15 protein-coding genes are annotated in these 15098 nt (G+C 71.4%); 5 read left to right on the top strand and 10 right to left on the bottom strand.

Annotated elements, in window-relative coordinates:
- Positions 1-19 precede the first annotated feature (19 nt).
- The 5 genes from AC6JBM_RS15075 to AC6JBM_RS15055 form a co-directional block, all read right to left on the bottom strand.
- Positions 20-1411: a M36 family metallopeptidase gene (locus AC6JBM_RS15075; protein WP_497984239.1), complete on the bottom strand. Its 1392-nt coding sequence runs from the start codon at positions 1409-1411 to the stop codon at positions 20-22.
- A 92-nt stretch (positions 1412-1503) separates the two neighbouring features.
- The gene (locus tag AC6JBM_RS15070) at positions 1504-1743 is read right to left on the bottom strand and encodes an Ig domain-containing protein (RefSeq protein ID WP_497984238.1); all 240 of its coding nucleotides are present in this window, start codon (positions 1741-1743) and stop codon (positions 1504-1506) included.
- Between the two features lie 530 nt (positions 1744-2273).
- On the bottom strand, positions 2274-3677 hold the full coding sequence (locus AC6JBM_RS15065) for an outer membrane protein assembly factor BamB family protein (RefSeq protein ID WP_497984237.1): 1404 nt from the start codon (positions 3675-3677) through the stop codon (positions 2274-2276).
- 618 nt (positions 3678-4295) lie between these two features.
- Positions 4296-4553 carry a CATRA system-associated protein gene (locus AC6JBM_RS15060; RefSeq protein ID WP_497984236.1) on the bottom strand — a complete coding sequence of 86 codons (258 nt, stop codon included), beginning with the start codon at positions 4551-4553 and terminating at the stop codon, positions 4296-4298.
- Positions 4554-4572: 19 nt separating this feature from the next.
- Positions 4573-4944 (bottom strand): sensor histidine kinase, encoded by a 372-nt coding sequence (locus AC6JBM_RS15055; protein WP_497984235.1) that lies wholly within the window; start codon positions 4942-4944, stop codon positions 4573-4575.
- A gap of 12 nt (positions 4945-4956) precedes the next feature.
- Here AC6JBM_RS15055 and AC6JBM_RS15050 point away from each other — a divergent pair, with 12 nt between their 5' ends.
- Positions 4957-5211 carry a hypothetical protein gene (locus tag AC6JBM_RS15050; RefSeq protein ID WP_497984234.1) on the top strand — a complete coding sequence of 85 codons (255 nt, stop codon included), beginning with the start codon at positions 4957-4959 and terminating at the stop codon, positions 5209-5211.
- Here AC6JBM_RS15050 and AC6JBM_RS15045 read toward each other — a convergent pair.
- Positions 5204-7177 (bottom strand): PQQ-dependent sugar dehydrogenase, encoded by a 1974-nt coding sequence (locus AC6JBM_RS15045; protein ID WP_497984233.1) that lies wholly within the window; start codon positions 7175-7177, stop codon positions 5204-5206. The genes AC6JBM_RS15050 and AC6JBM_RS15045 overlap by 8 nt on opposite strands.
- A 1078-nt stretch (positions 7178-8255) precedes the next feature.
- Between AC6JBM_RS15045 and AC6JBM_RS15040 the strand changes: the two genes are divergently transcribed.
- Genes AC6JBM_RS15040 through AC6JBM_RS15030 form a run of 3 tightly spaced genes read left to right on the top strand, consistent with a single transcriptional unit; the run spans position 8256 to position 10896 of the window.
- Positions 8256-9146 (top strand): amino acid ABC transporter permease, encoded by an 891-nt coding sequence (locus AC6JBM_RS15040; RefSeq protein ID WP_350626385.1) that lies wholly within the window; start codon positions 8256-8258, stop codon positions 9144-9146.
- On the top strand, positions 9146-9901 hold the full coding sequence (locus AC6JBM_RS15035; protein ID WP_497984232.1) for an amino acid ABC transporter ATP-binding protein: 756 nt from the start codon (positions 9146-9148) through the stop codon (positions 9899-9901). Before AC6JBM_RS15040 ends, AC6JBM_RS15035 begins: the two co-directional genes overlap by 1 nt.
- A 17-nt stretch (positions 9902-9918) precedes the next feature.
- Positions 9919-10896, top strand: coding sequence for an ABC transporter substrate-binding protein (locus AC6JBM_RS15030; protein ID WP_497984231.1), 978 nt, complete (start codon positions 9919-9921; stop codon positions 10894-10896).
- On the opposite strand, the gene AC6JBM_RS15025 is transcribed toward AC6JBM_RS15030, so the two are convergent.
- Positions 10893-11909, bottom strand: a complete 1017-nt coding sequence (locus tag AC6JBM_RS15025; protein ID WP_497984230.1) for a polysaccharide deacetylase family protein — start codon at positions 11907-11909, stop codon at positions 10893-10895. The two genes, AC6JBM_RS15030 and AC6JBM_RS15025, sit on opposite strands and share 4 nt — an antisense overlap.
- Positions 11910-12025: 116 nt before the next feature.
- Here AC6JBM_RS15025 and AC6JBM_RS15020 point away from each other — a divergent pair, with 116 nt between their 5' ends.
- Positions 12026-12415: a hypothetical protein gene (locus AC6JBM_RS15020; RefSeq protein WP_497984229.1), complete on the top strand. Its 390-nt coding sequence runs from the start codon at positions 12026-12028 to the stop codon at positions 12413-12415.
- Positions 12416-12490: 75 nt separating this feature from the next.
- Here AC6JBM_RS15020 and AC6JBM_RS15015 read toward each other — a convergent pair whose 3' ends face one another.
- From AC6JBM_RS15015 to AC6JBM_RS15005, 3 genes are read right to left on the bottom strand one after another with little or no spacing between them, the layout of a single operon-like run.
- A complete protein-coding gene (locus AC6JBM_RS15015) occupies positions 12491-12826 on the bottom strand; it encodes a TraR/DksA family transcriptional regulator (protein ID WP_497984228.1) in 336 nt (111 codons plus the stop codon).
- Positions 12814-13491, bottom strand: a complete 678-nt coding sequence (locus AC6JBM_RS15010) for a response regulator (RefSeq protein ID WP_497984227.1) — start codon at positions 13489-13491, stop codon at positions 12814-12816. The genes AC6JBM_RS15015 and AC6JBM_RS15010 overlap by 13 nt, the downstream gene beginning before the upstream one ends.
- Positions 13488-15077: a sensor histidine kinase gene (locus AC6JBM_RS15005; RefSeq protein ID WP_497984226.1), complete on the bottom strand. Its 1590-nt coding sequence runs from the start codon at positions 15075-15077 to the stop codon at positions 13488-13490. Before AC6JBM_RS15005 ends, AC6JBM_RS15010 begins: the two co-directional genes overlap by 4 nt.
- Positions 15078-15098 lie beyond the last annotated feature (21 nt).

Here is a 15098-nt window from a genome sequence, read left to right as displayed (position 1 = left end):
CAGGTCCTGACCCGAGCGGTCAGAGGATGCCGCGGGCGTGGAAGGCGGCCCGCACCTTGTCCGCGGCCGCCTGACCGTAGAGCGCCTTCGCGGTCTTGACCGTCTGCCGCGCCGCGGCCGGCATCGTGGTGTTCGGGTCGAAGCCGAACTGGGCCTCGATGATCACCCGGTTCGCGCGGGTGCGGCCGAGCGCGTTGTTGACGTCGAACAGCGCCCGCGACCAGATCTCGCCGTCGGCGTGGACCTCGCCCTCGAGGTCGGCCGGGTACATCTTGGTGCCGTCGACCCGGCGCAGGCAGTGCGGGACGTCGTCGGTGTACGCGGTCGAGTCCCAGTCCGCGATGCAGGCCAGCGGCGTGCGGCGGGTGTCGGGGCTGGTCGCCTGCGACATCGTGAACGCCCAGTAGTCGCCGAAGCCCTCGCCGATGGAGCCGGCCTCGATCGCCTCGCCGAAGCCGGGGACCTGGTCGTCCTGGATGGCGTGGCCGTACTCGTGCCAGATCACCTCCTCGTCCTCGGCGTCGTCGACGCCGCCGGTGCCGAAGGTGATGCCGTCGGTGTCCGGGTCGTAGAAGGAGTTGTCGTCGGTCAGCCCGGTCGTCGAGTAGTCCTGCGGCTCGTTGTTCACGTCACCGAAGCCGAGCGTGTGGATGTACTCCTGCGCGGAGGTGATGCTGTAGTACCCCATCACCTGCTCGAAGCCGGGCTGCGAGCGGTTGTACGCGAACTTGCGCTGGGCCGAGCGGACCGCGCCGTCGCTGATGTTGTTCGCGTACGAGCCCTGCAGCGTGGTACCCCGGCCGTCGAGATGGTTCAGGGTCACGGTCCTGTACGCCGCCCGCAGGGCCGGGTAGTCGGCGTCGTCCCGGTCGGTCAGGTTCTCGTTCTGCAGCGCCGCGACCGGATTCGGGGCGAACACCGTGCCGGTGCCGCTGGCCTCCTTGACCAGGTTCTTCTCCTCCAGCTGGGCCCCGTTGCCGGCGTCGAGCACCGTGCGCACGGTGCCGTGCCCCGTGCGGGTCACCACGACCCACGCGAGCTTCGCGGTGGCGCCCGGCACCACGACCAGCTCGGACCGCGCCGCCTGCCCGCCGGTGCGCCCGGCCACCGAGGCGCGGGCGTGGTCGGCGGCGACGCCGGGCGTCTCGGTCGCCAGGCCCCGGACCTCGAGCCGGCCGTCCTGCACCGTGACCTCGCCGGTCGCCGAGTCGGTGTGCGTGGCGTAGAAGCCGCCGAGGACGGGCAGGCCGTGGTACAGCTGCTGGTACCACGTGTGCGTGCCGAGCAGCGACTGGCGCACCTGCACCTGCCGCAGCCCGTCCGGCACCGGCGGCGGCGCCGCGTGCGCGGCGGTACCCGCGGCGGTGACCAGGAGCGCGCCGGAGGCCGTTGCCGCCAGCCATCGATTCATGCGTCGTCGCATCATGACGCGACCCTAGAACACATCTGCATGTACTGATGTCTTGCGAGGGGGTCGACGAGGGATGGAGTTGCCGCAGCCGATCAGCAGCGCGGGCAGGGGGCTTCTTTTCTGACGCTCCAGCTGAAGGTGGTGCTTCCCTGTCCGCCTCCAACGGCCGTGACCGTGACGGTGTAGCTTCCGATGGTGCTGACCGTGCCGCTGATCAGGCCGGTCGAGGGGTCGATGGCCAGCCCGGGAGGCAGGCCGGTCGCCGACCAGGCGTACGACCCGCTCCCGCCGGTGGCCTGCATCTGCAGCGCCACGGTGTCCAGCTTGAGCATGCTCTGGGTGCCCGGGTTGGTGACCGTCACCGTCCCGCTCGGCGGGGGCGTGGGAATGTCCGGCGGCGGGCAGGTCAGCGACACCGGCTGAGACACTGTGGTTGGGTCGTGGTCGCGCCTGCGGCGGCGCATCATCGTCGGACGGACTCCCGCCGGCGCCGACTTGTGCGCAACGTGCTGCGGCACCGACCAGCCCGCACATAAGTGCGCAAGCTGTGGCAAGCCCGGTGATCGGCATCCACCCGAACACGGCCGCCCGATGGACCCGAATCGCCAGCAACAGCTGGTCTGACTACCTCGCAGCAAATCCCTGAGCCCCAACCGCACTGCAGCCAGCTCTATCACCACGCGGCCTGACGCCGAACAAGCGACCGACGATCACGCGCTCAACAGCTAGGTTCTCGGCCGGGCAAGGCCCAGCACCACCAGTGCTCAGCAGTTGGCCTTGTTCGCGCGTTCCGGGTCCCGTCGTGGAAGCTATAATTGATCATCCACGATGGATCGTGGCGGGCAGCACGACGGTCCAGTAGCTACTGCTGGACGTCCATTCCCTCGACAACGGTTGACTCGGATCGGGAAATACGGCAGACGAGAATCCGTCCGTCGCTGGTTCCGACGAGCAGCCGATCCGCGCCGGCCACGGTCAGCGCCGTCGGAAAGATCCCCCGAAGGCGCCATCGCCAGCGCAGATGGCCATCATCCAGGTCGAGCGCCACGATCTCGCCGTCCCGGTAGGCGACGTAGGCAGTGTCGGTGCTGGCGTCGAGATCGGTGGCGAGAGAGTCGGTGCGGAAGGTCCAATGCGGACTTCCGGTGGTCAAGTCCCGCCGAACCACGAAGGAGCCGCCAGGCTGCAACCCACGGCCGTCGTAAACAGTCCCGGCACAGACCAGGCTCCCCTCCGAAATCTCAACCCCCGGCCCGGCGAAGTGCGACTCGTTCGGCACCCATGAATACGGGAACAGGCGACGCAGTCCGCCGGTCTCGCGTGGACGGCCGTCGATTGCGGGAGGCTCCGGATCCGCGGCCGACAGCCAGGCGACGCGCGGGGCGAGCACCGACGCGGACGTACGCTCGACCTCCCGGACGTAGATCCGCCGGCCTCGGCGGACCCGCAGTCGGTGGAGCTGCGGCACGTCACCGGCGGACGCGACGGCTGGCAGCCCGTCGGAGCACTGGACGAGGGCGTACGGGTGGCGCGGACTGAACTCGTCGAGCCGGCTTCCGTCCGCCAGCGAGCACCGGACCAGCAACTGCGGAGGCTCCTGCCAATGGGGCCGCACCAGGCCTACCCAGACTGATTGTTCGTCCGGTGCCACCACGAGGTCCAGACCACCGCTATCCGGGCCGTTGTCATCCGGGACGCGCCACTGCGCCTCGCCCGAGGGCAGCCAGCACTCCACCGCGACGTCGGAGAGCGCCGCCAGGACCCGCCCGTCGGGCAACTCCTCGACCGCGCGCACGTTTCGCCGCGGCTCGCCGTCATCGCTGAAGCGCCTCACAGCCGCGCGCGCTTCCGCACGACCGTCGGGGCGGGGCGCGGGAACTCTGGGTCCGGCCAGCTCACCTGATCCGATCGACGCGGGGCCAAGAGTGCGCCAGTTGTCTCGGCGCACCACCGCCACGTGTCCCTCGATCCACGCGGCTCTGTCCTGCCAGTCGTCCGGCGGCGCCATAAGCAGGCGCAACGCCTGGTCATCCAGCCATTCCAGGCCGAGCACCTCGCGGCCCAACTCGTCCTCGAACATCGACACAGTCGCGCTCATCTCCAGGTCCAGCACGAGCAGCTCGCCCTCGAAGAAGTAACCGCCGTCGTACTTGCCGGTACCGACCGCCAACAGCGGCAACGTCGGGTGGAACGCGAGCGCGTGCACGGGGTACCGCGACCGGAGAACCGCCCGGCAGCTCAGGTCACCGGTGTTGTAGACGGCCACCGGCGCCCCGTGGGACTCGCGGACAAAGTCGCCCGCGACCGCCAGACGGCCTTCGCCATGACCGCCAGAGCGGGCTCGCCGACCTCGGTGAAGGGGCGCTCTCCCAACGTCCGTTCGACGCGCAGCGGATCGATCACGTTCGGAATCATCGCAGGATTGGGGTTGAGCCCGACGCCGCATCAGGTCGTAGGTTCGCAACGCACCCCGTAAGGCGCCTGCATTCGCGTCTTCGCCATCCCGGCCTGTGTGTCTTCCGCCTTGTCGCCGCCGTCATCCTGCTCCCCTCCGGTCTCCGGCTCACCGTCCGCGCCGCCCGACCCGACGGCACCGACCGGCCACCTCTCTCTCACACCGCCACACGCAGCCGCGCCACCCACCGGAATACCGCAGGTTTCGAATACGTGACCTTCAGCAGCACTGGTCGCGGTTCGCCGCGGCGGTCATCACCACCAGCTCGGCGCCCGCCGGCACCACACGCCCGACGATCGTCACGTCGCGGGGCGGCCCGGAGCGCGTGGACGGCGTTGACGACGAGGTTCTGGGTGATCTCCACGCCCACGCGAAGAGCTGCACGAGGGCTGTGCGCGCCCGTCGATCGACGGATGCGTTGCCGAGGGGTCAGGAAATGCCGGCGCGCACGCGGCGGATGAGCGTGTCGATCTTCTCCGCGAGCGCCGGCGGGCACGCCGAAATGCCGTGGCCGCCGATCGACGGCGTCGGCCCGGGCCGCAGCAGCTCGAGGCGCTGGTGCGCGTCCCGCAGCGCGGCCGGATCGTCGTCGCGCAGCGCCCGGTCGACGCGAGCGGTTAGCCCGTCGAGCAGAATCCACGCCGCGGCGGGCAGCCGCCACCGCTGCGCGTCCGCGAGCGTGTCCACGATCCCGCGAGGCGTCCGCTCAGCCAACGCGACCCGCCGGGAAGAGCACCTCGACGCTCAGCCCGCCACCGGGGCAGGACCGAGCCTGGATGGTCGCCCCGTGCGCGGTCGCGATCGCGCGGACGATGGACAGCCCCAAGCCGTGGTGGCCGTCGTCGGCGACGCGGCGCAGGCGCTGGAACGGCTCGAATAGCCGCTCGACCTGGTCGGGCGGCACCACGGGGCCGGTGTTGGCGATGATCAGACGAGCGTACCCGTCCAGCCGCCGCACGCCCACCTCCACCGTGCCCCCGGGCGCGTTGTAGTGGATCGCGTTGTCGAGCAGGTTCGCCACGAGCCGAGCCAGCAACGTCGGGTCGCCGACGACGCGGGCCGGCCGGATCGTCGCCACCACGGTCAGCTCGTGCGGGGTGCTGTGAACCAGGTGTTCAACGCGGACGGCACGCCGTTCACGGCCGAGCAGAACAGGTCGTGCATGACCGGCGAGATGGCCAAGGACTTCGACTGCCTGGGCACGAAGAACCTGCATTTCCAGTACACGTACCAGCCCGGCAGCCGCTACTGGCCGTTCCAGTGGCTGGAGCTGGCGGCGTATTCGGTGCTCGCGGCGGCGCTGAGCGCGTTCGGGTTCTGGTGGATTCGCCGCCGGGTCAGCTGAGCTGCACGTGGAAGAGCTTCTCGTCGCTGTTGTTCGGAATGCTGTCCTTGTCGCCGAGGTTGGACGTGGTCAGCCAGAGGCCGCCGTCCGGGGCGGGTTCGACGGTGCGCAGGCGGCCGTAGGTGCCGTTGAAGTACACCTGCGGCGTCTGCAGCTCGGTGCCGTTGATCTGGGCGCGGTACAACCTGGTCCCGCGCTCGCACGCGATGTAGACGACGTTCCGCACGACGGTGAGCCCGGAACAGGAGCCCTCGGCCGTCGGGTACGTCCGCTTCGGCGCGATGTACCCGGCGGTGCCGCAGGTCCCCGAGGTCCCCTCGCAGGCGGGCCAGCCGTAGTTGCCGCCCCGGGTGATCAGGTTTGTCTCGTCCATGATCGAGTTGCCGAACTCCTGCTCCCAGAGCCGGCCCTGCGAGTCGAACGCGAGGCCCTGCGGGTTGCGGTGGCCGTAGCTCCACACGTAGTTGCCGAACGGGTTGTCCGACGGCACCGAGCCGTCCGGGTTGAGCCGCAGCACCTTGCCGTTAAGGCCATTGGTGTTCTGCGCGTTGTCGCCGTTCTGTGCGTCGCCGGTGGCCGCGTAGAGCTTGCCGTCGGGCCCGAAGCGCAGCCGCCCGCCGTCGTGGAACTTGTTGCGCAGGATGCCGCTGAGCAGCACCTGCTCGCTGCCCAGCCGGTCGCCGTCGAGCTGGATGCGCACGATCCGGTTGTCGGTCGGCGAGGTGTGCATGATGTAGAGCCAGTGGTCGGCCGCGAAGGTGCTCGCGATCGCGAGGCCGAGCAGCCCGCCCTCGCCGTCGGTGTTCTCGACGTTCGGGACCGTGCCCACGGTGGTCTTCGCGCCCGTCGCCGGGTTGAGCTTGACGATGTCGTGGGCGTCGCGCCGCGTGTAGAGGATGCTGCCGTCGGGCAGCGTGACCAGCCCCCACGGGATGTCGGTGTCGGTGCCGACCTGCGTCACCGCGCACACCGGACTGCCGCAGTCCGCGCCAGTGGTGACGGTCGCGGTGTTGCTGTGCGGCGACACGTTGGCCTGGGCGTCGCGGGCCACGACGTAGTACTGGTAGGTCGTGCTCGGCGCCAGCGCACTGTCGATGAACGTCGTCGCGGTGGCGCCCGTGACAGTGCCGACCTTGGCGTTGTCGCGATAGATGTCGTAGGCCCGCACGCCCACGTTGTCCGAGGCCGCCGCCCACGCCAGGCTGACCGACGTGCCGCTCGCGGTCGCGGTGAGGTTCCCGGGAGCCGTCGGCGCCTGCGTGTCGGGCTGGCACTGCGGCGGCGTGATGGGCACCGTCTTGCTCGCCTGCGAGACGTTCCCGGCGGCGTCCCGCGCGTTCACGTAGAGGCCCCAGGTCACCCCGGCGACGACGGTCAGGCCGGTCGAGAGCGTCGTCCCCGGGACCGACTTCATGAGCTGCCCGTCGTGGTACACGTCGTAGAACGCGACCCCGACGTTGTCGCTCGCCGCGTCCCACGAGAACGTGACGGCGTCGCACACCAGCTCGCTGACCCGCGGATTCCCCGGGACGGTGGGCGCCTGCGTGTCCCCGTTGCCGAGGCTGGTCCGCCACTGCTGGTTGCTCTGCCCGTGGCAGGTCCAGAGGTTCACCGGCGTGCTGTTACCGGTCCCGCCCCCGTCGACGTCGAGGCACAGCCCCGACTGCACGCCGACGATGCTCCCGTCGGCGTTGATGCGCCACCGCTGGTTGCTGCCACCGTTGCACGTGTAGATCTGCGCCCGCGCCGGCGAGGTGGTGTCCTGCCCCTCGACGTCGAGGCACTTCGTCGAGTCGTACACGCGCAGCTCCCCCGCCGCCGTGAACGTCCACGCCTGGTTGTCCTGCCCGTTGCAGTCGTAGATGTTGACGCCGGTCTTGTCGGCGTGGTTCTGCCCGACGACGTCGAGACAGCGCCCGGAGGCGACACCGACAATGGTGCTACCGGCCGCGGCTTGCGCGGGCACGAGCACAGCGGAGGTGACCCCGCCGACCGCAACGACGAGCGCCGCACCCCCGACGGCCAACCTCCCCCGCCGCCCAGCCATGCCGCGGACATGCCGCCCCGAAACCCGAGACGCCACAGCGCGCCAACTGCCCGTCCTCGCGGCCCTCCCCGCCGAGGCGCCCCCGGCCGAGTCGCCGGCTCCCGCCGAGCCTGCGGTGGACCGCCGAGCGGGCGCCACCACGTCACGGTCATGCCACGAACGCGGAGCAGGTCGCATCAGCCCTCCAGCCAGCCCGGCCACGACTCGGGCCGCGGCACTCTACGCACCCAGGCGCGCGCGCTGCGAGTAGAACCCGGGCGTGGGAGCGGCTGGCGGACCGCCCCACACATCCGGACATACACCATCGAAGATGCGCGATCCCCACATGTCAACCGCTGCAGCGAGAAATAAGGACCTACAAACGCAGCGTTAACCACCAGCCCAGCCACGCCTACCCCTCGCCCCGCTCGACCGCCGACCCAGACCGGATCGCGCCACCCATGCACGGCAAATTCCACCGTCACCACGCCCTCTGGCAGCACAATCGGCATACACGCGGCACCGCCGAGCCTGAAACGGCGGAGCGCACGATGCACACGAGAACGGCCGTGCACACGACGCGCGCGGGCTGGCCGAGTGCACGCTGCGTGCGGAGTGGCCGGACGTGCGGTGCGTCAACGGACATCTGGTGGTCGCGCGCGCGGCACCGCGTCCTCGTGGCCGGTGGCGGGTGGTGCATCAGCCGCTCCTACGTCTCGAGCGCGACCGGCGGCACCACGCCCGCCTGCCGAAGCCAGCCGTCGTGGAGCGCGGTAAAGAGCAGAGCGAGAGGGCTAAATACTAGTTTTCCGATAGGGATTGACAAGTTAGTCCCGCGCTCCTTATGTTGCCCTGTAAGCGGATGCGACCACGGTGTCCGTGTCGACGAAGGGGCGATGCCATGAACGCCGCGCAGTGTCGCGCTCGCCGTTCGGCCTGACGCCCCCCGCGACCGGCCCGCGCCGTCGCCCCGTCGTGCTCTCCAGCAACCCGGCCGTACCCGGATGGAGCAACTCGCATGAGCGAGACCGCAACCCTGCCGTCGCCCCCGAAAGACCGATTCGACCCGCTCCTGGCCCAGCGCCGGGTCACCCCGCGCCTGCGGCCGTGGCGGTGGGTCGTGAGCGCCGCCGTGCTGGTCGTGCTCGCCCAGTTCGTCGTGGGCGTGTTCACCAACGAGCACTACGAGTGGCCCAAGTTCTGGTCGTTCTTCACCCGCGAGTCGATCCTCGACGGCGTCGTGGTCACGCTGCAGGTCGTCGGGCTCAGCGCGGTCTTCGGGCTGCTGCTCGGCGTGGTCGTCGCGCTCGGGCGGCTGTCGGGCAACCCGCTCATCGGCGGGCTGGCCTGGGCGTACGTGTGGTTCTTCCGCGCCCTGCCGCTGCCCCTGCTGCTGATCATCACGTTCAACTTCTCGTACTTCTACCCCCGCCTCGGCGTCGGCATCCCCTGGGGCCCCGTCTTCGCCGAGGTGCAGACGAGCAGCCTGACCCCGCTGGCCATCGGCGTCATCGCGCTGAGCCTGAACGAGGCGGCCTACGCGGCCGAGGTCATCCGCGGCGGCATCCTGTCCGTCGAGCACGGGCAGATCGAGGCGGCCACCGCGCTCGGGCTGTCCAAGGCGCGGCAGCTGCGCCGGATCGTGCTGCCCCAGGCGCTGCGCTCGATCGTCCCGGCGTACGGCAACCAGCTGATCGGCCTGATCAAGGCCAGCTCGCTCGTGTACTACGTGTCGCTGCTGGACCTGTTCGGCGCCGTCTTCGTGCTGGAGTCGCGCCACCCCGAGTCCCTGGTGCCGATCCTCATCGTCGGCGCGGCCTGGTACCTCGTCATGACCGCCGCCCTGTCGGTCGTGCAGCACTACGTCGAGCGGTACTTCGCCCGGGGCACCGCGCGGAGGGGGTTCTGATGCCGGAGCCGGCGCTGGAGATCCGCAACGTGCACAAGTCGTTCGGGCCGCGGGAGGTGCTCAAGGGCGTCGACCTGACCGTCCGCCCCGGCGAGACGGTCGCGATCCTCGGGCCGTCCGGCTCGGGCAAGTCGACGCTGCTGCGCACCATCAACCACCTCGAGCGGCCCGACCTCGGCTACGTCGCCGTGCACGGGGAGCTGATCGGGGTCGAGGTCCGCGGCACGCACCTGCACGAGCTCCCGGAGCGGGCGGTACGGCGCCAGCGCACCCGGATCGGCTTCGTGGCCCAGAGCTTCAACCTGTTCCCGAACCTGACCGCCCGCGACAACGTCGCCGAGCCGCTCGTGGCCCACAAGAAGCCCGGGGCGCGGGAGCGGGCGATCGAGCTGCTGGCCCGGGTCGGGCTCGGCGACCGCGGCGACGCCTACCCGAGGCAGTTGTCCGGCGGGCAGCAGCAGCGGGTGGCGATCGCCCGGGCCCTGGCGCTGGAGCCGAGCCTGCTGCTGTTCGACGAGCCCACGTCCGCGCTCGACCCCGAGCTCGTCGGCGAGGTGCTGTCGGTGATCCGGCGGCTGGCCGAGGCCGGCACCACGCTCGTGATCGTCACCCACGAGATCGGCTTCGCCCGCGAGGTCGCCGACACCGTCGTGTTCCTCGACGAGGGCGTGATCGTCGAGCAGGGGCCGCCGGCCGAGGTGCTCGCCAACCCCCGACAGTCCCGCACTCGCGAGTTCCTCGCCAAAGTGCTGTAAATATCCCAAGGAGAGCCATGAAGCGAGCGGCAGCGTTGTTGTCCCTGGTCCTGCTGGCCGGCTGCGGCACCGGGGCCCAGGCGGAGCCCGATGCGCAGAACCCGGACACGGTGCGCATCGGGGCGCAGGCGAAGGGCATCGCGAAGCCCGCCGAGCTCAAGGTCGGCAAGCAGCAGAGCATCGCCGACGAGGTACCGGATGCGATCAAGGCCGACGGCAAGCTCACGATCGGCCTGGGCGCCCTGCCCACCGGCTTCCCGCCGCTGGCCCTCGTCGGCGACGACGACAAGACCGTCACCGGCGCCGAGCCCGACCTCGGCCGCCTCGTCGCCGCCGTGCTCGGCCTGAAGCCCGAGTTCAACAACGACACGTGGGACAACCTGTTCGTCGGCATCGACTCGGGGCGCAACGAGGTCGGGTTCTCGAACATCACCGACACCGAGCAGCGCAAGGAGAAGTACGACTTCGCCTCCTACCGCCAGGACAACCTCGGCTTCGCGGTGAAGGCGAGCAACCCCTGGACCTTCGGCAAGGACTACACGAAGCTCGCCGGGCTCAAGGTCGCCGTCGGCGCGGGCACCAACCAGGAGAAGATCCTGGTCGCCTGGCAGGACAAGCTCAAGGCCGAGGGCAAGACGCTCGACATCAAGTACTTCGCGGACACGCCGAGCACGTTCAAGGCCCTCGTGTCGGGGCAGATCGACGCGTACTTCGGCCCGAACCCCGGCATCGCCTTCCAGATCACCCAGACCCAGGGCACCGCCGACGCCGTGCGCAACGCCGGGGTCTACTCGGGCGCGGGCGAGTCGCTGCAGGGGCTGATCGCCGCGACCACCAAGAAGGACAACGGGCTCATCAAGGCCGTGGCCGACGCCATCAACTACCTGATCCAGAACGGCCAGTACCAGCAGTGGCTCGCCGCGTACAACCTCGACACCGAGGCCGTGCCCACCTCGCTGGTGAACCCGCCGGGCCTGCCGAAGTCCAACTCCTAGGAGACAGCCTGACCGAGCCGGTCGACGGTGACCAGGCCGTAGCCGTCGCTCAGCAGTGACTCGATGATGGTCGGCAGCGCTTCCACGGTCTGGGAGCGGTCGCCGCCCCCGTCGTGCAGCAGGACGATCGAGCCCGCCGTGGCCTTGTCAAGGGTACGGCGGGCGATCGCGTCCGCACCCGGGCACGCCCAGTCGCTGGACTCCACGTCCCACAGGGTGACCACCGACCCCTGCGCGGCGAGCCAGCCGAGCACCTCGGGCGTGCGGGAGCCGTACGGCGGCCGGAAGTACGCCGACGCCGACGCGCCCGCCCGCGCCAGCGCCTCGCTCGTCCGCTCGACCTGCCCGGCGAGCTCGGGCCGCGAGAGGTCGGGCAGGAACGGGTGCGACCACGAGTGGTTGGCCACGAGGTGTCCACTGTCGACGATGCGGGCCACCTCGTCCGGGTGCGCGGCGGCGTGCAGCCCGACGCAGAAAAACGTGGCCCGCACGTCGTAGCGCGCGAGGACGTCGAGGATCCCGCGGGTGTACGGCGGGCAGGGCCCGTCGTCGAACGTCAGCGCGATCTCCGCCCGGTCCCGGGCCCCGTGCGCGAGGAACCGTCCGGAGCCGGCCAGGTCCGCCTCGGCACCGGCGCTGGCCGCGATGCCGAGGCTGTACTCCTCGCCGCGCCCGTCGAGCGCCCCGCCGCCGGGCGCGATGCGCGCGAGGCCGGCCGCGGACCGGCGACCGGCGTCGGCGAGCGCGGCCGCGGTGACCGACCCGAACGCGGGACGCCCGGGCAGCTGGGCCGGGTCCGCGCGGTACACCTGGAAACCGGCGCTGAGCAGTCCGCCCTCGACGGTGCCGTTGGTGCTGTCGAAGACCACGGCGACGTCCCGCCCGGCGGCCGGCAGCGCCGCGACGACCTCGCCCGGGGTCCGCGCCCGCCGCCGTGCGACCGTCCGGCCGTCCTCGCCGGCCACCTCGATCTCGTACCCGTCGGCGGTCCAGGCAACTCCGGCGAACAGCATGCGAAGCAGTCTAGGGCCGCCGGCGGGTGGCACGTTTCCGGGATTTGACGCGCCGCGGGGCGCCTTAACGTTCTTCTCAACACCAACACGAAGTTTGATGCAGGGGAGATAGCGACATGAGCGACGTCGACTACGGGCAGTACGAGGCCGGCCAGGAGAGCGCCGAGCTGGACCAGCTGCACCAGGCCGAGGGTTCCGAGGCCGACTACAACAGCCAGTTCGGCGTGTACGAGCAGGACCACTCCGCCGCCGAGTCCACCGACTTCTCGCAGGGCCACCACGTCGAGTACGACGCCCCCGGCGCCGTGCACTACGAGTCGGACGACTACACCAACTACTCCCACGACGCCTCCGTCGACGACCACGTCTTCGCCGCCGAGGGCTCCGAGTCCTCGCACCAGGCCCAGTTCTCCGAGCTCGACATGCTCAAGGAGCGCTTCGCCTCCGGCTTCGAAAGCGGCACCATGTTCAGCGGCACCAACGCCGAGCTCGAGGCCGCGAACTGAGCACCCTGGCGTGACAAGCCCAGGGCAGCAGCACGGCCGGTCTCCTGTGGAGGGGTGACCGGCCGTGCTGCGTTTTCAGGCGCAGACGACGCAGGTGCGGGCGGCCGGGCGGGCCAGCAGGCGCTCGGGCGGGATCGGGCGGCCGCAGCGCTCGCAGATGCCGTACGTGCCCGCGTCCAGGCGGGCCAGGGCGTCGTCGAGGTCGGCGAGGCGCCGGCGGGTGGCGGCCAGGACCGCGGTGAGCTGGGCGCGCTCGTAGGCGATGGTGCTGCCCTCGGGGTCGTGCTCGTCGTCGGCGTTGGACTCGCGGGACGCCTCGAACACGGCGCGCAGGTCGGCCTCCAGCGCGGCGGCCTCGGCCGCGGCCGCGTCCCGGCGGTGCCGCAGCTCCGCCCGCATCACGGTATCCACCGGTACTCCACCTCCGGGCGGCCCGCGCCGGTGCCGTAGCGCAGGTGGCGGGCCGCGGCGCCGCGCTCGGCCAGATATTCAAGATACCGCCGCGCGGTCACCCGGGAGGCCTGCAACGACTGGGCCACCTCGGCCGAGGAGAGGCCGCCGGACGCCGTGCGGATCAGGTCCGCGACGGCCGCCAGGGACTCGGGGCTCATCCCCTTCGGCAGGTGGTTCGGGGACTGCCCGCGCAGGGTCTCCAGCAAACCGTCGACCTCGCCCTGGTCCGCGACGGACTCGGTGCGCGCGATCTGGGTCCGGTACTGCCGGTACCGCTCCAGCTTCTCCCGCAGCGCGGCGAAGGCGAACGGCTTGAGCAGGTAGTGCACGATGCCCTGCGACACCGCGGCGCGCACCACGTCCAGGTCCCGGGCCGAGGTCACGGCCATCACGTCGGCGGGATGGCCGGCCGCCCGCATCGCGCGCACCAGGTCCATCCCGTGCATGTCCGGGAGGTTCATGTCCAGCAGGACGAGGTCCACCCGCTCCTTCACGAGCACGCGCAGCGCCTCGGCGGCCGTCGCGGCCCGGGCCGCCACCGCGAAGCCGGGGACGCGCTCGACGTACATCACGTGGGCGTCGGCCGCGATGGGCTCGTCCTCGACCACGAGCACCCGGATCACGGCGCGACCGCCGCGGCGCGCATCGGCAGCCGGACGGTGAACGCGGCCCCGTCCACGTCGATGCCGCCGCCGTGGCGGTGCACCGCCTGCCCGGCGAGGGCCAGGCCGAGCCCGCGGCCCATGAGCGCCCCGGCCGCTGGCTTCGTCGACCAGCCGCGCTCGAAGGCGTGGGTGACGTCGGCGGGGTCGAGGCCGGGGCCGCTGTCGGCCACGCGCAGCACCAGCGCCCCGTCGCGCAGCAGCGCGGCGAACTCGACCCGGCGCGGGGGCGGGGCGGCGACGGCGGCGTCGATGGCGTTGTCGAGCAGGTTGCCCACGATCGTCACGAGGTCCCCGGGTGGGAGGGCTGCCTCCGGTACCTCCGCGTCGGCCGCGACCTCGAGGTCCACGCCGCGCTCGGCGGCCTGCGCGGCCTTGGCGAGCAGCAGCGCCGCCAGCACCGGCTCGCGCACGGCCCCCACCACCCGGTCGGTGAGCCGCTGCGCGACCGCGAGCTCGTTGGCGGCGAACGCGATCGCCTCCTCGGTGCGGCCCAGCTCGATCAGGGAGAGCATGGTGTGCAGGCGGTTCGCGGCCTCGTGGGCCTGGGCGCGCAGCGACTCGGCGAAGCCGCGCACCGAGTCGAGCTCGCCGGTGAGCGCCTGCAGGTCGGTGTGGTCGCGCAGGGTCACCACGGTGCCGAGCGGCGCGCCGGCGCCGGCGGTGCTCGCGGGCGCCTGGTTGATGACGAGCACCCGGTCGCCGGCCAGGTGGATCTCGTCGGTGCGGGCCCGGCCCTCGGCCAGCGCGCCGCCGAGCGCGGCGGGCAGCCCGGCCTCGCCGATCGGCCGGCCCAGCGCGTCCTCGCCGAGCGCGAGCAGGCGCCGGGCCTCGTCGTTGGCCAGCAGCAGGCGGCCGTTGCGGTCGAGCAGGAGCAGGCCCTCGCGGACGGCGTGCAGGACAGCGTCGTAGAACTCGTACATCCGCGCCAGTTCCGCCGGCCCGAGGTCGTGGGTCTGCCGGCGCAGCCACCGGCTCACCAGCCAGGAGCCGGCCCCGGCGAGCAGCATCGCCAGCGCGGCGGTCACGAGCAGCGACGGGATGCGGCCGCGGACCTGGCGGGCGACCGAGGTGAGCCGGATGCCGACCGAGACCAGCCCGGCGATCCGGTCGCCGTCGCGCACCGGGACGACGGCCCGCATCGACGGGCCGAGGGTGCCGGTGTAGGTCTCGGTGAGCGGGCGGCCCTCGGCGGCGGGGCCGATGGTGCCGAGGAAGTGCCCGCCGATCTGGCGACGATCCGGATGGGTGTACCGGATGCCGCCCGTCGTCATGATGACCACGAAGTCGGTCTCGGCGTCGCGGTTGAGCTGGTCGGCCAGCGGCAGCAGGACGGCGGTCGGGTCGGGGGCCGCGAGCCCGTCGCGCACGGCGGGCGAGTCGGCGACGCTCCACGCGATGCCGAGGACCTTCTGCCGGGCGGCGTCGAGGCTGGCCCGGTCGGCCTGCACGTACGCGCCGCCGAGGGTGCCGGCGACGAGCACGGTGATGACGGTCAGCTGGAGGCCGAGCAGCTGACGGGCGAGGCTCCAACGGCGCGGGGACATGTACGCAATGTACTTAATAGT

The sequence above is a fragment of the Dactylosporangium thailandense genome (assembly GCF_059739745.1).
This window is presented reverse-complemented; position numbering and strand designations above follow the sequence as displayed.